This is a genomic window from Mediterraneibacter flintii (assembly GCF_055387595.1).
Map to the genome: position 1 here is coordinate 2,289,606 of NZ_AP031405.1, position 25,041 is coordinate 2,314,646.

Below are 25,041 nucleotides of genomic sequence, written 5' to 3' on the forward strand. Positions count from 1 at the left end.
TGAAAATTTGTCAGATACTGACATAAGATATGGAATATGTTTCGACAAAAACAGCCTGTCCCTATACAGGACAGGCTGTCTGGTTTAGATTTTTTATTACTTATTTCTTAAAGAAATCCGGTATCTTAATGGACTGTTCCTTTACATTGCTGGACGGAGTGCGCGGCTGCTGCAATGTCGGCATTGCACCGCCAGCCGTTCTCTTTGCAAACCCACCGGCAGTTCTTCCTTCTCCGTCAGAAGCTCTTCCAAGCATATCTCCGGATGGAAGAATAGAACCTACTTTCTGCTGACCCTCTAGTCTCGCTTTTAACTTAGAAGCACTTCCACCTACATTATGTAATCCTGTAGCAATGACCGTAATTCTCGCCTCATCTGATTTTGTATCATCATACATTGCACCAAAGATAATATTCGCGCTCTCACCTGCCAGCTCCTGTACATAGTCTGCCGCATCAGAAGCATCCATCAAGGTAATATCGCCGGAAATATTAATAATCACATGGGAGGCACCCTGGATCGTTGTCTCAAGCAGCGGACTTGCCACAGCCTGCTTTACAGCCTCCAATGCCTTATCGTCTCCGCGGCCTTCTCCAATACCAATATGTGCGATACCCTTATCCTTCATAACTGTCTGGATATCTGCAAAGTCCAGATTGATAAGAGATGGAACGTTGATCAAATCCGTAATACCCTGAATACCCTGTTGAAGAACCTCATCTGCCTTTTTCAATGCTTCCGGCATCGTTGTCCTTCTGTCAACTACTTCTAACAGTTTATCATTCGGAATTACGATAATTGTATCTACATTTTCTTTTAATTTATCAATTCCCGAAAGCGCATTTGCCATTCTCGTCTTAGACTCAAACCGGAAAGGCTTTGTCACAACTCCGACAGTCAGCGCCCCTTGTTCTTTTGCAATTCTCGCTACAACAGGAGCCGCCCCGGTTCCGGTTCCGCCACCCATCCCACAGGTAACAAAAACCATATCCGCACCTTTTAACGCTGCTGAAATCTCTTCTGCGCTCTCCTCTGCCGCTTTCTCTCCTACTTCCGGCTGCGCTCCCGCGCCAAGTCCTTTCGTAAGCTTCTCCCCAATCTGCATTAAAGTCGGCGCTTTACATAACTGCAATGCCTGCTTGTCCGTATTTACTGCTATAAATTCCACACCTGCAATCTGCTCGTCAATCATACGATTTACCGCATTATTTCCGCCGCCGCCGACACCGACAACTATAATTCTTGCAGCTGCTTCTGATTCATTGGTTTTAATTTCTAACAAGAGTATTTCCTCCTTTGTCGTCCTATTAATTTTTTTATACATCCCTTTATTGAACGATATAATCCAATAAGTATATAATATAGTCTTTTTAGCAAATAATCAATAGATTTTTTTGTATTTTCTTGCATTTTCACACACTTTTTATTCTCTATTCTGCTATTCTCCCTCCGCTGCTTCCGGCACAAAACGAATCGCTGTATTTGAAGTGTCATAATTTTCCAAATGCAAAATTCCCGCCTGATCTGGATACTGCTCTGTCAGCTTTTCAAGAATAGGCGGAATCTGTGCAATACGATCCTCATATTCTTTTTTTCCCAATTGAACAGTCACCACTCCAAACGTAAGATAAATCTCTCCTCCCGGGCAGGATATGCTGTCCGGATTGAGCTGGTATTTTTCTAAATATTTAGAAACTTCCACAATTTTCTGAAAAATATTTTTATCTGACACAGGAAGCGCTTTTCCTATCTTTACCTTAGATAGCTCTACTTCCATTCCCTGAATATAAGGTACTCCCTCTATCACCTTTTTTGTGCGCAGGCTCGCAGTTCCCTCTTTGTCAAAATACAGATATGCATTGTCATAATCAATGTATCCTATCATCGTCTTTTCCTTTACCTGCACCTTTACAGTCCAAGGAGATTTTAGAGACACCTTCATCTCTTCCACGCCGGAAGGGAGAGTCGGATTCATAAAACGATATTTTAAAAAAGTATAAAGAGAATTGACAGACAATTTATCCTTCGAAATCCACGTCACAATCGAATTCTCGCCATAATAGGAGTTTCCTGTCACCTGAATGTTTTTTGTCCGGAATCCAAACACCACAATCACGCTAAGTAGGAACAATGTCAGAAAAGTAATCAGAATTTTTCTTCCTGTTTTCCTCTTTCGTCTCTTTTTCTTCATTCAAATTCCTCCTTCATGTACATACAGGTGTGTTCTATTCTACCAGATTGGACACACTTAACACAAGCCCCATTTCTAATAGAAGAAACACCACCGAGGTTCCTCCATAACTGATAAACGGCAGTGTAATTCCTGTATTAGGAATGGTATTTGTTACAACCGCAATATTTAAAATTACCTGAATCATCATATGTGCCATCGCACCAGACGCAATCATTGCTCCCAGCAGATCTTTTGCCCGCGTCGCAATCACAAAAAAACGCCAGATAAGAATCAGAAACAACAGAATAATTATACTTGCACCCACCAGCCCTAATTCTTCGCATATAATAGAAAAAATCATATCATTTTGTGCTTCCGGAAGAAATCCCAGCTTCTGGACACTCTGTCCGAGCCCTCTTCCAAACAGCCCTCCGCTTCCGATCGCATAGAGTCCCTGCAAGGTCTGATATCCTTTCTCATACTGTTCCGGATTTCTCCAAATGGCAAGGCGCTCCAGCCGGTAGCTTTCCAGTGCCAGAAACACTGTAAGAAATGCGGCGGCTGCTACCCCCATCCAGATAAACTGTGCATATTTCGGACTCGCTACAAACACCAGTACGACTGCAATTCCAAGAATAATGATAGCTGTACTCAAATTGCTTGCACCTACCAATCCCACAATGGGGAGCACAGGAAGCATCACCTTAATCAATGTCCTGAATTTATCCATCTTCTTTACATTCTTCGTAATCAGACAGGCGAGAAACAAAATGACTGCCACCTTCGCAAATTCAGATGGCTGAAATGAAAGCGGGCCCAAAGACAGCCATCTTTTGGACCCGTTGTACTCATCTCCTACTAATATAACGGCAACTGAAAGGGCGATTGCTGCCAAATACCCCAGATTCGCCAGTGGAACCCACCTGTGATAATCAATCCTGGCAACGATAAACATCCCTGCAATTCCAAGTAAAGTCGCAAATCCCTGTTTTTTTAAATAGTAAAAGGAATCATGGAACTTTGTTTCACCATTATACGCACTCGTACTGTAAAGCAAAATCAATCCGATTCCTGCTAAAATGATCACCACGACCAGCAGCGTATCGTCATACCGCCTCTTTTTTGCCGAACGCTCCAATAAAATTCACTCCTTATAGCTGATTTACAAGTTCTTTGAATTTATCTCCACGTTCCTCATAATTTTTAAACATTCCCCAGCTCGCACATGCGGGTGACAAAAGCACCGCATCTCCAGGGGCAGCCATCTCCACACACAGGGAAAATGCCTCTTCAAATGTATCTGCCAGTACTACGTCCTTAAAGCCTAATTTCTCCGCCGTTTCTGCGATCTTTTCTTTTGTCGCCCCGATGAGAACCAGCTTTTTTACCTTCCCGTCAAAAGACTGTATCCATTCCTCATAGGAGGATTCTTTATCATACCCGCCTCCAATCAGAAGCGTCGGTCTTTTCATTGCTCGAATTCCTCGAATTGCCGCATCTGGGTTTGTTCCCTTAGAATCATTATAGTAAGCGACTCCGTTCTTTTCCGCAACAAATTCGATTCTATGCTCTACACCTTTAAATTTCTTCACCGTTTTTTGAATACTTTCTATCGGTATTCCATAAGAAAATGCCATTGCAGCCGCAGCCATCACGTTTTCATAATTGTGTATCCCTAAAAGCTGCAATTCCTCCACATGACAGAGCTGTATTTTTTCTCCTAAGTCAAACACAATACTGCCGTTTTCTAAGTATACACCTCTCTTAAGTTTACGCTGGCTGCTGAAAAATAGAACCTCTGCTTCTATTTTTTCTCCGAATTTTCTTGTCACTTCATCCTCATAATTTAGGATACAAAAGTCTGTTTTTGTCTGATTCCCGGCAATCTTTTCTTTCGCCTCAATATATGCCTCCATCGTATGATGACGGTTTAAATGATCCGGCGTAATATTCAAAATAGCACTTACCTTTGGTCTAAACGTATGTACTGTCTCCAGCTGAAAGCTGCTCATCTCCGCAACAATTACAGAGTCGCTCTTCGTCTCCAGTGCAATATCTGTATATGGATTCCCTATATTTCCAACGACAAAGGTATCTTTGCCGGCCTCTTTCATAATCTCTCCAAGCAGCGCCGTTGTTGTTGTCTTACCATTTGTTCCTGTAATAGCCAGTACCTCTCCCTTACCGAACACATAAGCAAGCTCAATCTCTCCCCAAATCGGAATTTTTCTTCTGCGCATTTCCTCCACAATCGGCAGGTCTGTCGGAACTCCGGGACTTATCACTGTCAAGGACAGCGAATCCAAAACCTCTAAAGGCAGTTCCCCCAGGATCACTTCTACTTCGCCCGCTGTTCCACTAGCTATTTGGGCATGTATTTTTTCTTTATCCAGGGATACATTTCCATCATACAAAACCACCTTCGCTCCCTGACACAGAAGAAGCCTGCCTGCCGCTGTTCCACTGATTCCAGAACCAAATACAAGTACCTTTTTTCCTTTTATGTTCATCTTTATACCCCCATCAACGCAATCAGGCAGAGGATCGCTGTGATAATAGAAAATACTGCAACCACTCTTGTCTCAGACCATCCGCACAGTTCAAAATGATGATGAATCGGTGCCATTTTAAAAATTCGTTTTCCGCCGGTTTTCTTAAAATATGTTACCTGGATCATAACAGAAGCAACTTCAACTAAATAAATCAGACCTACAATGATAATATACAGGGGCATCTGCATCATATAAGCAGTTCCGGCGACAAAGCCTCCGAGGGCAAGAGATCCTGTATCTCCCATAAATACACTCGCAGGATATACATTGAACAAAAGAAATCCCAGCAGAGCACCTACAACCGCACAGGTTATCGGTTCCACTCCACTCTTCGTCCCAATAGCGACCACTGTAAAAAATGTTGCTACCAGGACTGTCACGCTGGACGCAAGCCCATCAAGCCCATCTGTAAAGTTCGTTCCATTGACAGTGCCAATGACCGCAATAAACAGAAGCGGGATCGCTGCCCAGCCGACATCCAGATATTTTCCGTCTGAAAAAGGAATCAAAAGAGTCAGCGGCACATGTGCCACTTTTACAATATAATAGGCAAATACTGCTGTCACTACAATCTGAAGCGCCATCTTCTGTTTCGGATATAATCCATCCGAACGTTTCATCACCACTTTTAAATAGTCATCCAGAAAGCCGATAATTCCAAATCCTACTGTCAGAAACAGAATTGGAATAATTTCGCTGTATTCTTTTACATATAACAGCGAGGTAATAATAATACTGGCGAGAATGATGATTCCTCCCATTGTAGGAGTACCTGCCTTTTTCAAATGGGACTGTACACCCTCTTCACGCTCTGTCTGCCCCATCTTCAGTTTTCTCAGGAAAGGAATTACCACCGGCCCTAATATCAGGCTGATCGCAAAGGATATCAACACCGGAATAATTACGTCATTATTCATAAATACACCTCTTCATCTCTTTTGTCTTTACAGGTTTACGCTCAAAATACCCCATACAGTATACAGCATAACCTATTCTTTTTCAATCCCCATATACGGCAGGACATTGTCAAAAATATTTTGCAGAACAGGAGCCGCAATCGTACCGCCATAATAGACGCCCTGCGGATTGTGAATCACAACCATTCCCAATATCTGTGGATTATCTGCAGGCGCAAATCCGATAAATGAAGAAATATATTTGTTCGCACTTCTTGGAAGTGTCTGAGAGGTTGCCGTTTTTCCTCCGATAGAATATCCTTCAATATATGCATTTTTTCCAGACCCCTCTGCCACCACAGACTCCAAAAGCATCTGCATTGTCTTTGATGTATCCTCTGATACAATCCCTTTTTGTGTCTCATAAGAAAAACGCTCTATCTCATTTCCTTCTTCGTCCAAAACTGCGACCCCTAAATGCGGTGTAACCCTTGTACCTCCATTTATCAGAGAACTCACTGTTGTCGCCATCTGTATCGGAGTGATCTGAAAAGACTGTCCAAACGCCATTGTTGCAAGTTCTACGGTTCCTATATCTTCTTTTTTGTGCATGATCGTCCCCGCCTCTCCCGGCAAATCTACATTTGTCATATCTAATAACCCGAACTGCTCAAAGTAGTCGTAAAATTTTTCTGCCCCCAACCTAAGACCAATGTCGATAAATACTGGATTACAGGAATTCTGAATTCCTTCTACAAATGTTTCACTTCCATGTCCGCCTACTTTATGGCAGCGGATTTTTCTGTCTTCTACAATCCGATAACCCGGACAGGAAAAAGTATCATCCAAAGATACTACGCCTTCTTCCAGACATGCCGATGAAGTAATGATTTTAAATGTAGATCCTGGCTCATACGTATCATTGATACAGCCATTTCTCCACATCTGATTCAATGCATCCTGTAATTCCTCGTCTGATAAGGTTTCTTCATTCACTCCAGTATTTAATTCATAAGGTTCATTTAAATTAAACTCCGGCACATTTACCATAGAAAGAATTTCCCCATTCTGTGGATTCATAAGCAGGATGGACACGCTGTCCGCCTGTTTTTCTTCCATTACCTTCATGGCTGCCTGTTCGCAGTATGCCTGCATATTATAGTCCAGACTGATCTGAAGTGTCTCTCCGGCAACCGGTTCAATTCTGTCCTCCGCGATTCCCTCCAGCTCAATCCCTCTTGCGTCTGTCATGGTCAGAATCGTACCGTTCGTCCCTTTTAAATATTCCTCATATTTTACCTCCAGGCCGATAATACCCTGGTTGTCTCCTCCGGTAAATCCGAGTACCTTGGACGCCAGTTCATTATAAGGATAATATCTTTTGTAGTCTTCATCTACCTTCACTCCCGCCAGATTATAGTTTCGAATCCTGTCTCCTACCTCTTTTTCTACATTTGTCTTTACTTTCTCCATGGAAGACACTTTTTCTACTTTCTTTCTCACTGTTTCCTCATCCAGCTCCAATTCTTTTGCCAATGTCTGTATCACCAGCTCTTCGTCCTCAATCTGACTGTGAATCACAGAAATCGTGCAGACTGTTTTGTTTGTCGCCAGAACAACTTTATTTCTGTCTACTATTTCTCCTCTCGCCGCCTTGATTTCCCGTTCTCTTTCATGCAACGCCTTTGCCATTTCCTGATAATATTCTGCGTCAAATACCATCAGATATACCAGTCTTGCGATCAATCCAAATAAAATAACAAACGCGCACCCAAATACGACTAAAATTTTCTTTTTATTATATGTTTTGTTCTTCATAAAATAAATGACCTTACAAAAGAATCTTTCTAAAACATATTAATTCTTCTGTAAGGTTATTCATTCTCTTATCTTATAACAGGATTATTCCGATGGTGCTCCTGTGGCCCAGTCATCCAAATCTGGTGTATAGCTTTCATCCACATATGCCCCGTCTTCGTTGCTGTACGTGTCTTCATAATTTGCGTCAAAATCTGTATATTCCGTCTGTGTATCCCCGCTGTTTGCTTCTGTGTCTGTACCGCCGCTTTCCGGTGTATATCCATCTATGGTTGTAATATCCAGATACGGAAATGCCTGCGCCATAATATTCTGTGCTAATTCCAACACAAGCGCACTGTTATCCTGGTTTTCCACATTCGGTTCGTCAATTATTACATACACCAGCACTTCTGGATTCTCCTGAGGCGCATATCCGGCAAAGGAAAGTAAATATTTCTTATCGTCTCGCGGCAGCTTTTCCGCGGTACCTGTCTTTGCTCCAATGTCATACCCCTCCACATTCGCCGCTGTTCCTGTCCCATATTCCATTGTCCCCTTCATATACTGTTTCAACTGTGCGGAAGTCTCTGCAGAAATCGTTTTTCTAAGCAATACCGGATCCTTTGTCTCGATTACTTTACCGTCCTCATCCTGTATTTGTTTTACTACATGGGGTTCGTAATAATATCCCCCATTAATCAAAGAACAAAATCCCGCTGCCAGCTGTGTCATTGTCACATTAAATGTCTGTCCGAAGGAGTTGGTCGCCAAATCCGTAACCTGCATCGTATCCGCTGTATAGAGAAGCGGTGCTGTAGACGCTTCTCCTGGCAAATCAATCCCTGTATACTCTCCAAAGCCGAAAACCCTCTGGTATTTTGTAAAATTTTCAATCCCAATCGCTTCGGCAATATGCATAAGCGCCACATTACAAGAATATGCAATGGCATCCTGCACAGATACTGTCCCGTGACCTGTTTTTAAATGGCAGCTGATGTCATAATCTCCTACATGTAGATAGCCGCCGCACTCATATGTTTCATTTCCTGTGATTGCTCCTGTCTCCAGACCTGTCGCAACGGTAAAAGGCTTGATTGTAGAGCCAGGCTCAAAGGTATCACTGACACAGAAATTTCTCCACAATGTATTCATGGCCTCCACCTGCTCTTCTTCCGACATTGCATTCCACTCTTCTTCTGAATATAAAGAAGACAAATCTCTCGGATTGTTTAAATCAAAATTGGGATAGGATGCTTCTGCCAGAATTTCTCCTGTATTAGGATTCATAATAATCACTGCTGTATTCTTGCTGCCTGTCTCTCCTTCTTCTGCATATTTGCTGTTGAAATCTAAAATACACTGTTCCACAATACTCTGCAGCGTCACATCGATCGTAGAGACAACGGTATTTCCATTCTGCGGGGCCTTTACTGTCCCTTCCACCGATGACTTGCCCGCAAAATAACCGTACTCTCTTCCATCTGTACCGTTTAACACATCATTATAGGCGCTCTCTATTCCGACAGCTCCTTCATTTCCCGAAACAGTAAATCCCACTACGTCACTTGCCAGCGTATTATATGGATACACACGCTCATAGTCGTCTTCCAGCCAGACACCTTTTACATTCGGGTAATTTTCTGTATCGTTCTCAATGTCCTGAAACCTTTTCGCTGTCTCATATTCTACACCTTTTGCAAGTATTTCATACCTGCTGTCCGGATTTTTTTCTATCACTTCATCTACAGTGCTTTCCTCTATCCCGAAGCAGTCTTTTAATACTTCTTTGGTTGGGTTCAGATACTCTTCCTTAGAGGTTACTACTTCTACGTCTAAAATTACATTGTAAACTCGTTCGCTGGTGGCCATCTTCGTACCGTTACGATCTACAATATCTCCTCTTTTATATGGAATCACTCTGCTGTCATACCCCTGTTGATCCAAAACAATCTTTGTATATCCACTGCCTTTGGAAGCATTAATATATGTAATTCTTCCTATAAGAACAACAAAAGCCAGTATAATTGCCATAAACAACAGTACCAGCTTTTTTTGCATCCTCGTCGGAAATTTTTTTGTTAAAAACTCAAATCTGTTTCTTCGCTTATTTTTTCTAGCCATTTATTAAATATCCTTACTCTGTTACGCTCTTAGACTGTGCCAATACCCCGTCTTTCGGAATATCACTGTACTGCCTCACGTAATCACTCGTCGGGCTGTCATACTCAATCACGGTTCCCTGTGCCGCATAGACCATCCCGAGCTCATTCATTGCTTTGCTGCGCACTTCTTCCAGATTTACAGAATCTGTAGCTGCATTATAAGCTGTATCATTGGCTTCTGTCAAGTCTGTCAATTCCTGCTGCAGTGCCGTAATATTTTCTGAACGGCTCACTATATCTGATTGAAGCTGCAGATACATCATACATACAAATACTGCGCAGAATGCTGCTACCACAAGAAAGCCTGCATATGCCGGACTTATACTAAGCGCCCTGTTTCTGTTTTTTCTGACTTGCCTGCTTGTCCGTCTAGGTTGCTTTGTGTGCTCTCTTGTCTCTCTCTTTGGCAGAATCTCCGCTTGGCGTACGGTATTTCCATAGACATAAAATGCCCTCTGGTCTCCGCCAGCATATCTTTGTTGCCTGTAACTGTTTGTATTCCTTCTTGCTGTTGCCATAAGCGTCTGCCCCTTTCTTAATCTGTTTTGTCAGGCTCTCCCCTTCCTGACATCTTATATGTTTAGATACTCCCAGTTGTTACAGTCGTTCAAAAACCCGAAGCTTTGCACTCTTAGAACGGCTGTTGTTCTCCATCTCTTCCTTCGTCGGAAGGATCGGCTTTTTTGTAACCACTCTTCCCTTTGCTGTTTTCCCACAAACACAAACCGGAAAGTAGCTTGGACAGGTACATGGATTTTCATTCCTTTTAAAAGTACTCTTTACAATCCTGTCCTCCAGTGAATGAAACGTAATGATGCATATCCTTCCCCTTGGATTTAACATCTCTATCATCTCATCCAGCGAACCTTTTAAAACTTCCAGCTCCTGATTTAATTCAATCCGAATCGCCTGGAATGTCCTCTTTGATGGATGTCCGCCTGTTTTCTGAATCTTCATCGGAATCGCCTGCCTGATTACTTCATTAAGCTGTCCTGTCGTTTCTATCGAATGTATCTTACGCTCCCTGACAATATGTTTTGCAATATTTTTTGCAAATTTGTCCTCCCCATAGTCGCGGATAACCCGATATAGCTCCATTTCACTGTAATCATTGACAATGTCTCTTGCTGTTTTTGTCTGTCTCTGATCCATTCTCATATCCAGAGGAGCATCCACACGATAGGAAAACCCTCTGTCTGCAGTGTCCAATTGATAAGACGAGACTCCAAGATCCAGTACAATACCATCTACCTTTTCAATTCCCAGTTCACCTAGCCTCAACTTCAAATCACAATAGTTGCTTCTGATAATTGTGACCTTCTCCCCAAAGTCAGACAGCCGGCTCTTTGCCGCTTCAATCGCCGCGGCATCCTGGTCTATTCCTATAAAACTCCCCTTGCTACTTAAACGCCTGCACACTTCAAAGGCATGTCCCCCTCCTCCGAGTGTCGCGTCTACATACGTCCCATCTGGTTTTATTTCCAGACTTTCTACTGTTTCCTCAAGTAATACTGATGTGTGCTTGAATGCCATCCTTCTCTCCCACCTTGCTTTACTGTTTCAAATCAGATGCGGATCCCGATTGATTCCATACGTTCTGCAATCGCATCCAAATCTTCTTCGCTGACTTGGCTTCTCTCTTCCCAAAGCGCTTTATCCCAGATTTCCACGCGATCCTGAACTCCCACTAAAACCACGTCTTTTTCCAGGTGTGCAGCTTTCCGTAAAGATGGTGGTACCAGCACTCTCCCCTGCTTATCAAAACTGCCTTCTGAGGCACTTCCGAAAAAGTAACGCTTAAAGATTCTGGCATCTTTATTCATTCGTGGCAAGGTTTCCAGTTCAGCAACAAATTTGTTCCATTCTTCCTGTGAGTAGACAAAGAGACATCCCTCCAGCCCATTGCAGATTACGAAACTCTCTCCCAAATCGTCCCGTAATTTAGCTGGAATGATTAATCGGCCTTTTTCATCAATGCTATGATTAAACTCCCCTAATAACATCTGGAACCCTTTCTCTTTATGTGGGCCTCCACATTACTCCCCACTTTGTACCACTGTCTACCACTTCTCACCACTTGTCTCCATTGTAAACCACACTTTCCCCTTTTTCAACCCCTTTTTTGTGATTTTTTTGTTTCTTCAGTTTTTCAAAGCAATAAAAAAATATCCTGAAAATCTTTTAAGTTTTCCTTATATACCAAATGTAGGATGCATGTTCTCTCATGCATCCTACATCTTGTATATTTTTCAACCCTCATCGATTTTCAGGATATTCTATTTATTTTTAAATTTAAATCTGGAATTTTTTGCCATCCGGCTATTCTGCTGTTTCTTCTGTCTCCGTAAGTCCATTTAAATAGGTGTTCACTGCGTCATAATTAACCTGTGCCACAGTTCTTTCCTTGTCAGAATCATACATATCATAAGCTGAGTATCCTATCCAAACCACCAAAGCCAATGCTACCAGAGAAAGAACCGTCTTGCGCATAATTCCCATCATTCTCTGCTTCTTCATAATTTTCTTTCTGTTTGCTTTTTCTTTTTTATATCGCTCTACTTTCTCCTGGCTCATTTTTGCTTACTCCTTCACTGTTCATTCTTAAACTAGTTTACCACACTTCTCCACAATTTGACAAGTAGCGGTTAAAGTATGAACGACTAGATAACAACAATAATCCCCCCGTCATTGGCATACATTGTGCTGATTCCTGCTGTATCCACAATAAAGCTTGCCTTTACATCCAGCTTTTCTAAAAGCATCTGCTTTACTTCCTCTGCTCGTTCGGGACAGTTACAATGTGCAATTCCCAATATCTTTTTCTTTGAATCTATACATTCTTTTGCAATCTGCTCGACCATTTTTGTCAAAGCGCGCTTGATGCCCCTTGCCTGCCCCAACTGGCAAATCGTTCCTTGCGGTGTAGCACCCATGACAGGCTTGATATTTAATGCACTTGCAACCATTGCTTTTATCCCCGTCAGCCGTCCATTTTTTCTCAGTGTTTCCAAATTCTCCAACACAAAATACGTGTGCTGTTCTTCGATATAATTTTCCACTGTCTGTACAACCTCTTCAAACCTCATGCCTTCTTCTTCACATTCACGTATCTTTAGTGCAATCAGTGTCTCTCCCACAGAAGCAGATCTGGAATTAAACACATGTATCTGTTTTTCTTCGTTTCCTTCCATATATAGCTTCTTTCCTAATTCTGCACTGTTGTAAGAACCACTCAGTTCAGATGAGAGCGTCACTGCATACACTCTTTTCGCCTCCCCTTTATAGCTCAACATATACCTTTCAGGGGAAGGGCAGGATGACTTTGGACATTCTGGGCTTTGGGCCACTCTTCTTAAAAAATCTGCCTGATTAAAAGTCTCATCATCCACAATATTCGCTCCACCCACCTGCATGCTCAAAGAAGCGGTCTCATACACTCCGCTTTTTTTCATCTCTTCAGTAAGCTCGCCGCAGCTGTCTACAATTATCTTATATTCCATATTCCATCCTCCCGCACCGTATTGCGTGTAGTATATTTCTATTATATGTAGTTTTAATTACTACATAACTCCATATCAATATATCACACTTTTCACAGTATGAAAAGGCTTTTTCTCAATCTTAAAAAGAGTTTGGGAACAGTTCGGCCATACAGTGTGCGGGAAATATAAAACATACTTGCATGTTTTTGCGATCGTACATCTGTATGAGCTTAAGCGCCCATCAATGAGTAAAACGATGGCGGCAGCCACGATACGCACGCAGTGCGGTTTTACGAATGGCGCGGGCTGAACTGTTACATAGTTTGTTACAGAATCTGTCAATCCTCCAGTTTAATTCTTCTCGATATTCCCAGAGCAATCCCCATCTCCGTCATCAAAAACAAAATAGAGGTTCCCCCATAACTGATAAACGGCAATGTAATTCCTGTTGTGGGAATCAGATTTGTCACAACTGCAATATTTAAAATAACCTGCAGCGCAATATGTACAAAAATTCCGCTGGCAATCAAAGCGCCATATAAGTCCGGAGCATTTCTGGCAATAAACATCAGACGATATAACAAAAATCCAAACAACAGCAGAATGACAATCGCGCCGAACACGCCTAATTCTTCGCAAATAACTGTCAGAATCATATCATTTTGTGCCTCTGGTATCACTCCAAGCTTCTGCGTACTGTTTCCTAACCCTTTTCCAAAGAAGCCGCCGGAACCAATCGCGTACAGTCCCTGCATAACCTGAAACCCGCCCGTATCAGAATGATTCTCCGGATCCAGCCAAGTAAGGATACGTCTCAGACGGAAATTATCGCTGTTTACCAAAGTAACTGACATCACCATCACCGCAACCGCAAGCACTGCTGCCACCCCGGCCGCTATTGCTATGAAAGGTTTAATTTTCGGATGAACAATAAAAATCAGAATACAAGATATTGCCATAACAATAATCGCTGTACTTAGGTTGTCTGTCAGAAACATTACACCGCCTGCCGCCACTGCACCAAAGGCAAATACGCGCAATATTCCAGCTCTGGTATTTATTTTTTTTCCAATTCTACATAATTCATAAGAAAGGAATAAAATCACTGCAATTTTTGTAATTTCTGAAGGCTGTAGTGTCATATTTCCCGGCAGCTGTATCCATCTTCTCGCCCCATAGATCGTCACTCCCAACGGTGTTTGCACGAGCGCCATCAAAATCATTGCAAAAATATAAAGTTCAAAAGAAAATGCTCCATAAAAATGGTAATCAATTTTGGAAACAATCATCATTCCCACAAAACTAACCGCCCCAATCAAGGCCTGCTTGGAAAAGTAATACATATCATTTCCAAAATCCGCCTGAGCGCTGTATGCACTAGTACTATACAGCATAACGAGCCCAAAGCACATTAAAAATACAATCGCCAGCAACAGGTCATAGTCAAAATATTGTACTGCATTTGCTTCTTTTCCCTTTGCTCTTTTGCCAAGCAGTGCGCCTATCACACTGCTTTGCTTTTTTTTCACTTTCCTTTCAAGCTGCGCCTCTGGTTTTGGTACAGAAATTTCCTTTCTGCGCCGTGAAACTGCCTGCTGGTATCTCCCTCTATATGAGGCTGACCTTGTCTGCCTTTGCCCTGAGGGTATTCTTATCGGCTGGGTATCCGAGGACACCCGCAATGGTTTTGTATGCGAAGATACTTTTATAGGCTGGGTATCCCCTATTGCATTTTTCTTTTTCTTCCCCCGCATATTTTTACTCTGTTCCCGCCGTTTTACCGGCTGTACAGTTCTGCTTCTCATAGAATCTCCTAACTATCTGACATGCATTGCTGGATGTACCGGTTTGCCATGTCCAAAAAATCTGTCATACCAAACAAGAAAAATATAGACCGTCCAGATTTTCCTGCTGTTATCCGTTTTTTCATTTAGATTTTTTCCATTTTTGTGGTCATCCAGCATCTTTACAAGTAAATCTGTATGAAAAAATTTCTTAGCCGCTTCCGAGGTAAACATCTCTTTTACTCGGTTATAATATCTCTCCTCTTTTAGCCAGACACGAATCGGAATTGGAAATCCAAGCTTTTTCTTCTCTGCCGTCTTGCTCTGAATTACTTTCTCTGCTGCTCCTCTTAAAGCTACCTTCGTTTTCGGCGCCCTTACTTTGTATGCAAGTGGAAGAGTCTGTGCAAGCTCCAATACCTTTTTATCCAGGAATGGCACCCTCACTTCGAGGGAATTTGCCATGCCCATCTTATCCCCCTTCATCAGAATATCATGCACCAGCCAAAGATGCAGATCTACGTACTGCATTTTCGTCACCGCATCCTTTTCTTTGACTCTGTCATACAATGGCCTGGTCACTTTACAAATGCCCGGCTTACATCCCTTTTTCAAAATCTTGTCCGCTTCTCTCTCTGTAAAAATATTTGTCGCATTCGCAAAGTACCTCTCTTCCAGTGTCTTGCCATGTCGTATCAGAAATCCGCGTCCCTTCATTCCTCTCGGCAAACAATATTCCGCAAATTTTCCGAGAAGCTTTCGGATTCCAAAAGGAATTTTATTGAATCCTGTATGTTCAAGTGGTTCACAGTAAATATTATACCCGCCAAACAATTCATCGGAGCCTTCCCCCGAAAGTACAACCTTTACCTTTTTCGATGCTTCCTCACTTAAAAAATACAGCGCAACCGCAGCCGGATCTGCTACAGGTTCATCCATGTAATACTGAATATCCGACAGTTTATCCCAATATTCTTCCGGACTTATTACTTTCGCATCATTTTTCATCTGAATACTAGCCGCAAAATCTTTTGCGTCCTGAATCTCGCTGTACTTGCCCTCGTCAAATCCCACTGTAAAGGTGCGATCTACTTGTCCAAGATACGTCAGATAACTGGAATCTACGCCGCTGGAGAGATAGGAAGCAACCTCTACATCACTGATCTTGTGTTTTTCCACCGACTCTTTCATCACTCTTTCAACTTCATCCACCACTTCTTCAAACGATTTCTGACAGTCCCCTGTAAAATGTGGTTCGAAATATCTGACAATATCCATTTTCCCATTTTCATACGTAAAATAATGCCCCGGCTGAAGACAGAAAACACCTTTGAAAAACGTCTCATTCGTAGGAACAAACTGAAAGGACAGGTAGTTGCCGAGCACTTCTTCATTAAATACTTTGTCAAATTTCGGATGCTCCAGAAATGACTTGATTTCTGACCCAAACAGAAGGGATCCATTCATCTGTGCATAGTACAACGGTTTAATTCCAAAAATGTCTCTTGCCGCAAACAATTTTTTATTCTTTCTATCCCATATGATAAACGCATACATACCCCGCAGCTTATTTACCAACTGTTCTCCCCACTGTTCATAGCCATGCACCAATGTTTCAGAATCTGTATTTGACACAAACACATGCCCTGCCTCTATGAGTTCTTCCCTCAATTCCTGATAATTATATATTTCTCCATTAAATACCAGAACCATACTCTTTTCTTCATTATATAATGGTTGATCTCCCACAGCAGACAAATCAATAATGCTGAGCCTGCGAAAACCTAAAGCTACATCCTCATCCACATATCTCCCTTCACTGTCTGGCCCTCTGTGAATAATCGTATTCATCATATTTACCAGCACTTGCTCTCTATTTTCTACTTCTCCGACAAATCCTGCAAATCCACACATCTTATTCGTCTCCTTCTAATCTAGCCAACATAACATACTTTTCCTTATAATCTTAATTATTATAGCCTCTTTTATTCCCAAAAACAACAAGGAATAAAAATTAGTTGATCCACAGATGATGAAAACAGGAAGAAATACAGCATAGAAATGCCAGGAGAAGTTAATGTATAGATTGTTTTCCTTTGTTACACTTTCTCCAAAGACAGAGCAATCAAAATCAGTAAAATATGACAAATTTCGACAAAAGATGAAAAAATCTACCTTGGCGTACAAAAATGTAGTATCTTATATTAAGTTTATGTGGTGTTTCTCGTAAAAAGACAACCGAGGGAGGAAACAGCTACGGAAAAGAAAACACATATCTATATTTTGGATGAAGACGGGATGTGGATGAAAGTGGAAATTGAAGACATCTATTATATTCAGACAATCAAATCTACTCATTACTGCGAAGTCATCACTAAAAATGGAGAAGGAAAACTCAGAGCCGACATAAAGCCGCTGCAGAAAAAACTGTCAGAAAATTTTTTTAAGACAAGAGCCTCCACACTGGCAAATCTAGATTTAATCTGTAAAATCGATACGAAAAAGCGTCTCCTATATTTTAATGAAGAAATTTACTGCACTTATACAGAACGTGTAGCAAAAGAACTGAAGCAGCGGCTGGAGCTTCGCAGCTACAGAAGCTAAAATGTGCGAATTATACTGTTTGTCCAAAGTGCACTCATGGTATAATAGAGAAGAGGTGCAGTCATGCAGAATAAATTCGCGGAGAGGCTCAAAATGCTAAGACTAGAATACGGAATTTCCCAGAATATGCTTGCAAAATGTATTGGAGTAACCAGACAGGCAATCGGTAACTATGAAAAGGGAAAACGAGAATGCGGGTTTGACATATTGATAATGTTGGCAGAAATGTTTGGAGTAACAACAGATTTTCTAGTCGGTTATTCTGATAAAAGAAACGGAAACTGAAACGCTTTTATGACAATTGCCGCTTCCTGGCTACAGGAGGCGGCAATTTCATATTTACTGTAAATCGTGTTATCTGCATCCGCAATCCTGACGTGTATCAAATTCAGGATTGATAGCATAAAAGTTTTTACTGTCCAATTTCTCCTGGACGATACGAAGACTTTCTCCGAACCGCTGATAGTGTACAATTTCACGTTCACGCAGAAAACGGATCGGCTCGCATATTTCTGGATCCTTTACTAATCTTAGTATATTGTCATAGGTTGTGCGTGCTTTTTGTTCTGCAGCCATATCTTCGTGCAAGTCAGTAATCGGATCTCCCTTCGACTGGAAATAAGTAGCCGTCCACGGTGCCCCACTTGCTGCTTGGGGCCACAGGGCAAGGGTATGATCTACATAATACGTTCCAAATCCGGACTTTTCGATTTCTTCTGGGGTTAAATCTTTTGTAAGCTGATAGACAATCGCACATATCATTTCCATATGAGCAAGCTCTTTGGTTCCTTGAGGCTTTACATGATTTTCTTCCTTATTATAATAGAGATGATACAATATTTTTCCCCTGGATGCAAATCCAGGGGATTTTTCAGTTAAAACTTAGTTTATTCATAGCTTCTACTGCTGTTTCTTGAACGGTCTGAGTCGTATGACTATATGTATCTATTGTTTCTTTTATGTTTGCATGTCCTAGTCTTTCCTGTACAATTTTAATATGTACGTTATTTAATAGCAAAAATGTAGCATGAGCATGTCGCAGATCATGAAACCGCCGCGGACGAACCCCTGCAATTTCACATTTTTTTCGCAATGTATTAGAAATATTGTACGGCACTATCATTCGTCCATCTTCCCACGAAAATACAAACTCGGATTTACTATTTTCACAACGCCTGCGTAATATTTGCATTGTTCTTTCATCGCAGTCTATACGCCGTTTCGAGCGCTTTGTTTTTGTTTTTCCGATTACTGTCTTTCCCTGCTTATTCAGACTTTGTGATTGTTTTACTGTAATAAAATTTTGCTCAAAATTTATTGCATCTTTCGTTAGCGCAAATATTTCTCCTTTTCGCAATCCTGTGCGGAATGCTATTTCTATACTGTCTCTTGTCCACTCTTTCATTTCCACCTTTAAAATTTTTTCTACCTCTTCCGCAGTGAACGTATCTATTATATGCACACCTTTCCCCGGTATAATCAGTCCCTTACAAGGTGTTTTTTTTATATACCCTCTTTCTTCTGCATATTTGAAAGACATATTCAATACTTTACTATAACCTATGATTGTATTTCTCTTTTTATTGTCTTTATTAAATTCATTGTAAATATTTTGTATATCTTCTTTTTTTATTCTTTTTATCTTTTTATTATATATATCGTAATTTTTCAATAAATCTATACTTTTCATATATCCATACGTTGTCGATCCATGTACTTCAATTTGATGTAATTCAATCCATTCATCTAATAGCTTTCCCAGCGTCATGTTTCCCTTTTTTCGAAAAAACATTTTAATACCTCCTTTTTTCAAAATCACTTGAAAAAAAGGACTCCACAATGTTATAATCCAATTGTCTAGTGAAAGGATATAACACCAGTTAATTGTGGAAACACTTTTAACAAGCGACCAAGCACCTTGTGTGCTTGGTTTTTTCTATGTAAAAAGCATTTCTGCTTCCTCTTCTTGCTCTCCTTTTCCCCCAGGAATAAAATCCTGGGGGAAAATTATTATTTCTTAGTATTTCTTTTTAATTTTCTCTGCAGTTCAATCAATATTTTTTGCATAATACGGCCTTTTTCTTTCATATCTACATCCGGATCTGTTAATTCAATAAGCTCACCCGGTGCGGATGTTCCTGTCATTGTGTAATGTAACAAGGCAGCATTCAAAAACGCAAACACATCTTCTTTTTCACAGGCTGCTAACATTTCATTAAAAATTTTTTCTGATACTTTTCTCATATTTACTTCCTCCTAAATTTGTTATTTTTAACACATTACTGCACTTTCTGCTACTTCTCGCCCTTCCGAAATTGTCATACAGGAGGCTACGCGAACCCACGCTGAAAAACGTTCTGAAAATTTCATAACATCATAGCGCGGATTAAATTCATTGATTTCGCAGTTGCCTGTGAATCTGTTTACAACATTGTATTTGACTCCATCGATTTTAAAGTTCCTTCTCATGCTTTTCACCTTTTCAGATATATGCTATAATATATCTGCCTTTCTATTTGATTGGTGCCGTCCGTGTTAGTTGGTAGCTGTCCGGACGGCTTTATTCCTTTTTAAGGAAAATAGCGTTTCCAGGAATCGAACCCGGTTTATGCTCCAGCACGCTAAAATTCTATCTGGCTCCTATCAGAAAATACTGCTGCTGGTCGCCAGTCTTTTGTTATCTCGAATGGATCTAGAGATGGAGTAGTGAATGTAAAATCCCCTTTGCAGAAATAATATTCTTCATCTGTGTAAAATGTTTCATCCCATTTGACAGCCTTTAAAGCTGCTTCGAAACCATTATAGTTTCTTGTAGATGTCTCATAAGCCTCTTGTAAAGTTTCAAATAATTTAAGTTCGTTCATAATGTACCTCCTATATTAAAAAACATTTATTAGTTACTTTTATGTCGGATTTTCACCCCGTCTGTATTCAGCCGCCGACGGTCGCTGTTGCCGAACTCTACGCCCCGGCAACCGGGCGGTGTGTTTTGTTTTCCTTACCTTGTGATTATATTATATACTATAGCGCACTATATTTCAATATTCATATTTCACAATATTAGCGCACTAATTTTGTGCATTTTGCATATAGCGCACTAATAATTCACTTGATATAATTACAATTAGAAAGAAGGTGAAAAAAATGGCATATAACCAAAAACAAAAGGAATACACTATGAAATATTTAGATAAACTAAAAGAAATTCGTTTTCGTGTACAGCCGGAAGAATATGCACAATATGAACAGGCTGCAAAGCAAGCAGGCTACCCTAGTATGAGACAGTTTTATATAGATGCTATCAATGAAAAAATAGAAAAAATTATAAATTAGCGCACTAATTCGCTTGACATATAGCGCACTATATTATATAATAAAAATAGTTAAAGAACGGCAAGACTTTAACGGAAAGGAGCTTAAAATGGAGGTATTACAAGAAATGACAGAAAAAGAATTAAAAGATCAGACAATCAGAGAGTATGTAAATATTCAAAGAATAAAAAATGCACAAGATAAAGACAAAGAATTAGCTTATCAAGAAAAAGTATTGAAAGCAAGACTTCAATCTTTAGGAGTTCCAACAGAGGACTTAGACATCTAAGCATACAGTAAGGGAGGGCGGGCTTGCCACCGTTCCCCTACACCAAATATTACTCCTGGATATAGGAAATATCCAGGAGTATTTTTTATATTTTAAGTACCTGTCCCGGATAAATCAGGTTTGGATCTGAAATCTGATTGTCTGATGCTATTTTCTGATAAGTAGTGTTAAAACGCTGTGCAATACCTGACAGTGTATCTCCTGCCTGTACTGTGTATGTTGTTCCTGTATCATTTCCAGCAGCCTTTTCTCCGTCTGTGTCTGTGCAGATACATTCTAAAATGCCGTCCCAGGGGTAATCATAGTACGCATGTATATATGATTCTCTTCCCGTCTGGTCTCCCTCTGCTCCGTCGATTCCGCCCGTTTCGCTGATAGAAAATTCCGCCAGCATGTCCGGCACAGCGGAGGTGCACATAGCTGTATGATTCGCTTCATTCAAATAGACATCTCCGCGCTGTGCTATATATCCGTCCGACATAGGATGCCATTTAAAATTTCCCGTTCCTGTCATACACGAACGCATATTTCCTGTGTATGTAGCACCACCACAGGAGATTCCCGCAGCTTCAAAAGCTGTAATAATTGCAGAACTGCAGTCCCTATCACCTTGTTCTAAATAGTATGTTTTTCCGTTAATTTCTACCGGACATGTGCCCTCTCCATCCCCGTACCTACTTATTTGACTGTATCCATGCCAACTATGGCTACATAAATGTTCCGTCAATTGTGCTGCAATTTCTTTTAATAACATGGCTTTCTCCTTTCATCAAACGAGGACGCTGTTACACGTCCTCACCTTCGTCTTTTTCTTCAAAATCATCTATATCCACCTTCATTTCTGCCTGTTCTTTTATGTAATATACTATCTTCTGCAAAAACGCCGGTAGTTTAATTCCAATATCTGCAATATTTTCTAGTATGCTGATTAACTCGTTGCATATCAGCCAGATTGCTACTATACACGCTATAAGAAATGTAAATGGAACAGATAGCCCTATTGCGGTTACAGAATATTTTATCAATTCATCTATAATCACACCCACTACAACCAGTAGCCACATAGCTACTTTCTTTGTAATTCCTCGAATGCTTTTATAAGAACTAAGATTCTCTTTTCTGCTCGGTGTTGCTAGTAACCCTGTTATATAATCAATGATATTGCATAAAACAAGCAAAATAACAGGAACAAACAATATTCCCAGCGCACTTGATAAAGCCCCCGTTATCACTGTGATAATTGCCTTAATCTTGTCCATTTTCTTCATGTACCTCTCCTTCTTTCTATTCTGCTATTTCCACATAGATTCCTACCAGATCGGCCAGCGTCTGAAATACTGCCTGTCCTGTATCGCGGTTACACAGGTACGTTACACCGCCCTGGCTGTAATATTTTCCCTGCTCTAGTTCCATATTGCCTGCGTACGGGATTGGATCCTCTTTTGTCCCTGCATGGGTTTCATCAATTCTAGTATATAAAGATTCTGTCCCCTGCCCTGGCACATACTGCTCCTGTATCAGCAAGTTATCCTGAATAGTCTTATAGAGCGTCTCTTCATAAACAAATTTGAATCCTTTTTTCACCATCTGTCCGATAACTTCCATCCAGGACGGATACAGTGCTTTTGCCTGCAACGCCTGCTCGTCGTCCAGCTCTTGAGCATTTGCCCGCGCAACGACTACAGAAGCGGAAAACAATGCCGGATCTACTCCTGCACCCCTGGAAGCAATTTCTTCTTTGAGCTGCTCAATTTCTTTCTCTTGTGCTTCTGTTGCTGTTTTCGCAGCAAGCGCATCCGCCTCCGCAGATGTCAAACGCTGTTCTGTTACATTAACCGCTTTTGTTAAAATAACTGTTTTCGTTTCATCGTTCAGTAATACCCCGCCGTATACACTCCAGCCTGGTAGCTCTCCAAATTTTTCCCCATTGTCCGTTAGCAGTTCAATCGTCTCCAAATTTGCGGGTACTGAAAAAATCTCTTGTACTTCTTCTGCAGTCTTATCTGTATAATCAATTTCAAGTCTACTATTCACGATTTCCGCACGGGATACTGTGTAAATTGTTTTGTCTACTAGTCTAATTTTCATCAAAATTCCTCCTTCTAGGGGAAGTTCTTACTTAAATGATAATTTCAATATCGAAGAGGTTCAAATATCGTTAAATATAAGTGATTTTACATTAAATACAACCTGGGCGCACAAACAAGGAAAGCAGGTGATTATATATCCTTATGTCACAGGAAAACCCACGAAGGGCACTACTATAGCAACAGGATTTCCAACACCCTTGAAGCAAGTAAACATACGTGACGCTGGATTTGGAATAGTCACTCTGGATGAATCAGGAAGACTTTATATATCATCCGCAGGTGTTACGACATCTTCGTACTTTATTATGCCGCTTTCGTATTTTACAGAATGATTACTTCCATGTTCCAATCGCGCTCCAGTTTACATTTGCCGTAGGATTTGCACCTGTCGGCTGCATTATAACCACATCAAAACCTGTTTTGTTTGTGTTGGATGTCGAGGTTTTTAACCATTGTATTCCATTTGAATAAACGGTAGCTACAATACGTGCGGATGTTTTTGATTCAATAGGAAATGGTATTGTTCTATTAGCAGAGTAATAAATACCGCCTTGTACGTTTCCAGAAGGAATAGAAAATGTGCCGCGATAGCCTCCCCACATCTCAAGCGTGCCGTTGCTCCATTTTCGATAGTGACCGTTGTCATTTTCGCCTTCTTCGACAATGTAATTATCATTTAAGTAAGAACTTCCCTTTATATTTACTTTTTATATTTACTTTTTATAGTTACTCATAAAAGTACACAACAAAAACACCCGACCGGAAGCCGGATGTAGAACTTACATATTCTTTTTTATATTGTTATGCGCTCAAATATTTACGGTGATGATACTGCACGCTATCTTGAGACACTGTGCAATATCTCATTGTCGTCTGCAAATTTGCATGACCTAAAAGTTCTGCGACCTCCTGTACTGGCATGCCTCTGTTAAGCGCGTTTGTTGCTGCCGTGCGTCGGAAGCGGTGCGGGTGCGCCTTTTCTACTTGTGCTCGTCGGCCAGTACGCCGGATTATATCCTCGATTCCTGCTTTTGTCAGACGTTTATGCGGGCTTTTTGCAGATACAAACAACGCTTGATTCCCGTCGGTTCGGCTCTGCAAGTATTCGCGCAAATACATGTTTGTACGATCATTTATGTATACCCTCCTTTCTTTTGCTCCTTTTCCAAATACGACAAGGTCTTTATTTGTAAACCGTATATCTTCCCGATTCAACCGTGCCAATTCTGATACACGGACCGCCGTGGAATACAAAAACTCTAGCATTGCTTTATCTCTCAACGTTTTGCAATTTCGCAATAACATTTCCCGTTCTTCGTCCGTATACGGCTTCTTTAGCACTTTTTCTGTTTTGATATTTTCTACCAATGTAATAGGGTTCTCTCGGATTCTATTTCTATCACGAAGCCAACTGAAGAAACTACTGTACACTGCCCGGACATTTTGAAGAGTTTGATTGCTAACCTGACGCAGTCGTTTGTACGCTCGCATATATCCGCTGATGTCTCCTGCCGTCACGTCTGTCACTGCTTTATTGATATACGATAACAAACGCTTCAGTTCGTATCTATAACGCTGTACTGTTTCCGGTGATTTACCTTCTAATACTTTCGACATTAAAAAATCCTCCAAGTCTGTCATCCAGCTACGTTCAATCACCTGTATTGCCGTCTCTTCTACCAACTTGCATCCTGCAAAAACTATATTCAATACATTTTTTAGTTCTCGCATCTGATTCTCTTTCAGCACTGACTGCATACGCCGTAGCACTTCCATTATTTTTTGTTCCATTTTGCTATACTCCTTTTTTATTTTTCAGTGTAGCAATTTCTATGTACTATGTATGCAAAAGATTATTGCATTCCTTAATTAAATGATAATTCTATTGTGGAATCTG

At 40.9% G+C, this 25,041-nt stretch carries 27 protein-coding genes and 1 pseudogene; 4 read left to right on the forward strand and 24 right to left on the reverse strand.

Features of this window, described 5'->3' with window-relative positions:
• Positions 1-100 precede the first annotated feature (100 nt).
• From ftsZ to asnB, 14 genes are all read right to left on the reverse strand, one after another.
• The gene (gene ftsZ, locus ACZ5C4_RS10785) at positions 101-1,282 is read right to left on the reverse strand and encodes a cell division protein FtsZ (RefSeq protein WP_464520986.1); all 1,182 of its coding nucleotides are present in this window, start codon (positions 1,280-1,282) and stop codon (positions 101-103) included.
• 156 nt (positions 1,283-1,438) lie between these two features.
• Positions 1,439-2,191 carry a cell division protein FtsQ/DivIB gene (locus ACZ5C4_RS10790; RefSeq protein WP_464520987.1) on the reverse strand — a complete coding sequence of 251 codons (753 nt, stop codon included), beginning with the start codon at positions 2,189-2,191 and terminating at the stop codon, positions 1,439-1,441.
• 34 nt (positions 2,192-2,225) lie between these two features.
• The gene (gene ftsW, locus ACZ5C4_RS10795; protein ID WP_464520988.1) at positions 2,226-3,311 is read right to left on the reverse strand and encodes a putative lipid II flippase FtsW; all 1,086 of its coding nucleotides are present in this window, start codon (positions 3,309-3,311) and stop codon (positions 2,226-2,228) included.
• 13 nt (positions 3,312-3,324) lie between these two features.
• Positions 3,325-4,683 (reverse strand): UDP-N-acetylmuramoyl-L-alanine--D-glutamate ligase, encoded by a 1,359-nt coding sequence (gene murD, locus ACZ5C4_RS10800; RefSeq protein WP_464520989.1) that lies wholly within the window; start codon positions 4,681-4,683, stop codon positions 3,325-3,327.
• Positions 4,684-4,685: 2 nt separating this feature from the next.
• On the reverse strand, positions 4,686-5,642 hold the full coding sequence (gene mraY, locus ACZ5C4_RS10805) for a phospho-N-acetylmuramoyl-pentapeptide-transferase (protein WP_186874248.1): 957 nt from the start codon (positions 5,640-5,642) through the stop codon (positions 4,686-4,688).
• Between the two features lie 72 nt (positions 5,643-5,714).
• On the reverse strand, positions 5,715-7,439 hold the full coding sequence (locus ACZ5C4_RS10810; protein WP_464520990.1) for a peptidoglycan D,D-transpeptidase FtsI family protein: 1,725 nt from the start codon (positions 7,437-7,439) through the stop codon (positions 5,715-5,717).
• Positions 7,440-7,523: 84 nt separating this feature from the next.
• Positions 7,524-9,542 carry a peptidoglycan D,D-transpeptidase FtsI family protein gene (locus ACZ5C4_RS10815; RefSeq protein ID WP_464520991.1) on the reverse strand — a complete coding sequence of 673 codons (2,019 nt, stop codon included), beginning with the start codon at positions 9,540-9,542 and terminating at the stop codon, positions 7,524-7,526.
• 13 nt (positions 9,543-9,555) lie between these two features.
• Positions 9,556-10,101 carry a hypothetical protein gene (locus ACZ5C4_RS10820; RefSeq protein ID WP_464520992.1) on the reverse strand — a complete coding sequence of 182 codons (546 nt, stop codon included), beginning with the start codon at positions 10,099-10,101 and terminating at the stop codon, positions 9,556-9,558.
• 79 nt (positions 10,102-10,180) lie between these two features.
• Positions 10,181-11,116 carry a 16S rRNA (cytosine(1402)-N(4))-methyltransferase RsmH gene (gene rsmH, locus ACZ5C4_RS10825; RefSeq protein ID WP_464520993.1) on the reverse strand — a complete coding sequence of 312 codons (936 nt, stop codon included), beginning with the start codon at positions 11,114-11,116 and terminating at the stop codon, positions 10,181-10,183.
• Positions 11,117-11,148: 32 nt separating this feature from the next.
• Positions 11,149-11,586 (reverse strand): division/cell wall cluster transcriptional repressor MraZ, encoded by a 438-nt coding sequence (gene mraZ, locus ACZ5C4_RS10830; RefSeq protein ID WP_464520994.1) that lies wholly within the window; start codon positions 11,584-11,586, stop codon positions 11,149-11,151.
• A gap of 316 nt (positions 11,587-11,902) precedes the next feature.
• Entirely contained in the window at positions 11,903-12,157 is a 255-nt protein-coding gene (locus tag ACZ5C4_RS10835; RefSeq protein ID WP_464520995.1) for a hypothetical protein, read from the reverse strand.
• Between the two features lie 86 nt (positions 12,158-12,243).
• Entirely contained in the window at positions 12,244-13,083 is an 840-nt protein-coding gene (locus tag ACZ5C4_RS10840; RefSeq protein WP_464520996.1) for a DegV family protein, read from the reverse strand.
• A gap of 320 nt (positions 13,084-13,403) precedes the next feature.
• Positions 13,404-14,819: an FtsW/RodA/SpoVE family cell cycle protein gene (locus ACZ5C4_RS10845; protein ID WP_464522336.1), complete on the reverse strand. Its 1,416-nt coding sequence runs from the start codon at positions 14,817-14,819 to the stop codon at positions 13,404-13,406.
• A 63-nt stretch (positions 14,820-14,882) separates the two neighbouring features.
• Positions 14,883-16,763, reverse strand: coding sequence for an asparagine synthase (glutamine-hydrolyzing) (asnB, locus tag ACZ5C4_RS10850; RefSeq protein ID WP_464520997.1), 1,881 nt, complete (start codon positions 16,761-16,763; stop codon positions 14,883-14,885).
• A gap of 390 nt (positions 16,764-17,153) precedes the next feature.
• Here asnB and ACZ5C4_RS10855 point away from each other — a divergent pair, with 390 nt between their 5' ends.
• A complete protein-coding gene (locus tag ACZ5C4_RS10855) occupies positions 17,154-17,453 on the forward strand; it encodes a LytTR family transcriptional regulator DNA-binding domain-containing protein (RefSeq protein ID WP_464520998.1) in 300 nt (99 codons plus the stop codon).
• 63 nt (positions 17,454-17,516) lie between these two features.
• Positions 17,517-17,738 (forward strand): helix-turn-helix transcriptional regulator, encoded by a 222-nt coding sequence (locus tag ACZ5C4_RS10860; RefSeq protein WP_279287335.1) that lies wholly within the window; start codon positions 17,517-17,519, stop codon positions 17,736-17,738.
• A gap of 69 nt (positions 17,739-17,807) precedes the next feature.
• Here ACZ5C4_RS10860 and ACZ5C4_RS10865 read toward each other — a convergent pair.
• The 5 genes and pseudogenes from ACZ5C4_RS10865 to ACZ5C4_RS10885 form a co-directional block, all read right to left on the reverse strand.
• A pseudogene (locus ACZ5C4_RS10865) lies at positions 17,808-18,242 on the reverse strand (manganese catalase family protein); the annotation flags it as partial.
• Between the two features lie 82 nt (positions 18,243-18,324).
• Positions 18,325-19,245, reverse strand: a complete 921-nt coding sequence (locus ACZ5C4_RS10870; RefSeq protein ID WP_464520999.1) for a tyrosine-type recombinase/integrase — start codon at positions 19,243-19,245, stop codon at positions 18,325-18,327.
• 218 nt (positions 19,246-19,463) lie between these two features.
• Entirely contained in the window at positions 19,464-19,697 is a 234-nt protein-coding gene (locus ACZ5C4_RS10875) for a hypothetical protein (protein WP_464521000.1), read from the reverse strand.
• Positions 19,698-19,724: 27 nt separating this feature from the next.
• Positions 19,725-19,922 carry a hypothetical protein gene (locus ACZ5C4_RS10880; protein ID WP_464521001.1) on the reverse strand — a complete coding sequence of 66 codons (198 nt, stop codon included), beginning with the start codon at positions 19,920-19,922 and terminating at the stop codon, positions 19,725-19,727.
• Between the two features lie 152 nt (positions 19,923-20,074).
• Positions 20,075-20,317 (reverse strand): hypothetical protein, encoded by a 243-nt coding sequence (locus tag ACZ5C4_RS10885; RefSeq protein WP_464521002.1) that lies wholly within the window; start codon positions 20,315-20,317, stop codon positions 20,075-20,077.
• A gap of 280 nt (positions 20,318-20,597) precedes the next feature.
• Here ACZ5C4_RS10885 and ACZ5C4_RS10890 point away from each other — a divergent pair, with 280 nt between their 5' ends.
• Together ACZ5C4_RS10890 and ACZ5C4_RS10895 are read left to right on the forward strand one after the other, a co-directional pair.
• Entirely contained in the window at positions 20,598-20,786 is a 189-nt protein-coding gene (locus tag ACZ5C4_RS10890; protein WP_464521003.1) for a cag pathogenicity island protein, read from the forward strand.
• 88 nt (positions 20,787-20,874) lie between these two features.
• Positions 20,875-21,054: a hypothetical protein gene (locus tag ACZ5C4_RS10895; RefSeq protein WP_464521004.1), complete on the forward strand. Its 180-nt coding sequence runs from the start codon at positions 20,875-20,877 to the stop codon at positions 21,052-21,054.
• Between the two features lie 85 nt (positions 21,055-21,139).
• Here ACZ5C4_RS10895 and ACZ5C4_RS10900 read toward each other — a convergent pair whose 3' ends face one another.
• The 5 genes from ACZ5C4_RS10900 to xerA form a co-directional block, all read right to left on the reverse strand.
• Complete coding sequence (locus ACZ5C4_RS10900; RefSeq protein ID WP_464521005.1) at positions 21,140-21,808, reverse strand: LysM peptidoglycan-binding domain-containing protein; 669 nt, start codon at positions 21,806-21,808, stop codon at positions 21,140-21,142.
• A 31-nt stretch (positions 21,809-21,839) separates the two neighbouring features.
• Complete coding sequence (locus tag ACZ5C4_RS10905; RefSeq protein ID WP_464521006.1) at positions 21,840-22,322, reverse strand: phage holin family protein; 483 nt, start codon at positions 22,320-22,322, stop codon at positions 21,840-21,842.
• A 16-nt stretch (positions 22,323-22,338) separates the two neighbouring features.
• Positions 22,339-23,142, reverse strand: coding sequence for a hypothetical protein (locus tag ACZ5C4_RS10910; RefSeq protein ID WP_464521007.1), 804 nt, complete (start codon positions 23,140-23,142; stop codon positions 22,339-22,341).
• Positions 23,143-23,476: 334 nt separating this feature from the next.
• On the reverse strand, positions 23,477-23,746 hold the full coding sequence (locus ACZ5C4_RS10915) for a hypothetical protein (protein WP_464521008.1): 270 nt from the start codon (positions 23,744-23,746) through the stop codon (positions 23,477-23,479).
• 199 nt (positions 23,747-23,945) lie between these two features.
• Positions 23,946-24,935 (reverse strand): site-specific tyrosine recombinase/integron integrase, encoded by a 990-nt coding sequence (gene xerA, locus ACZ5C4_RS10920; protein WP_464521009.1) that lies wholly within the window; start codon positions 24,933-24,935, stop codon positions 23,946-23,948.
• Positions 24,936-25,041: the final 106 nt, after the last annotated feature.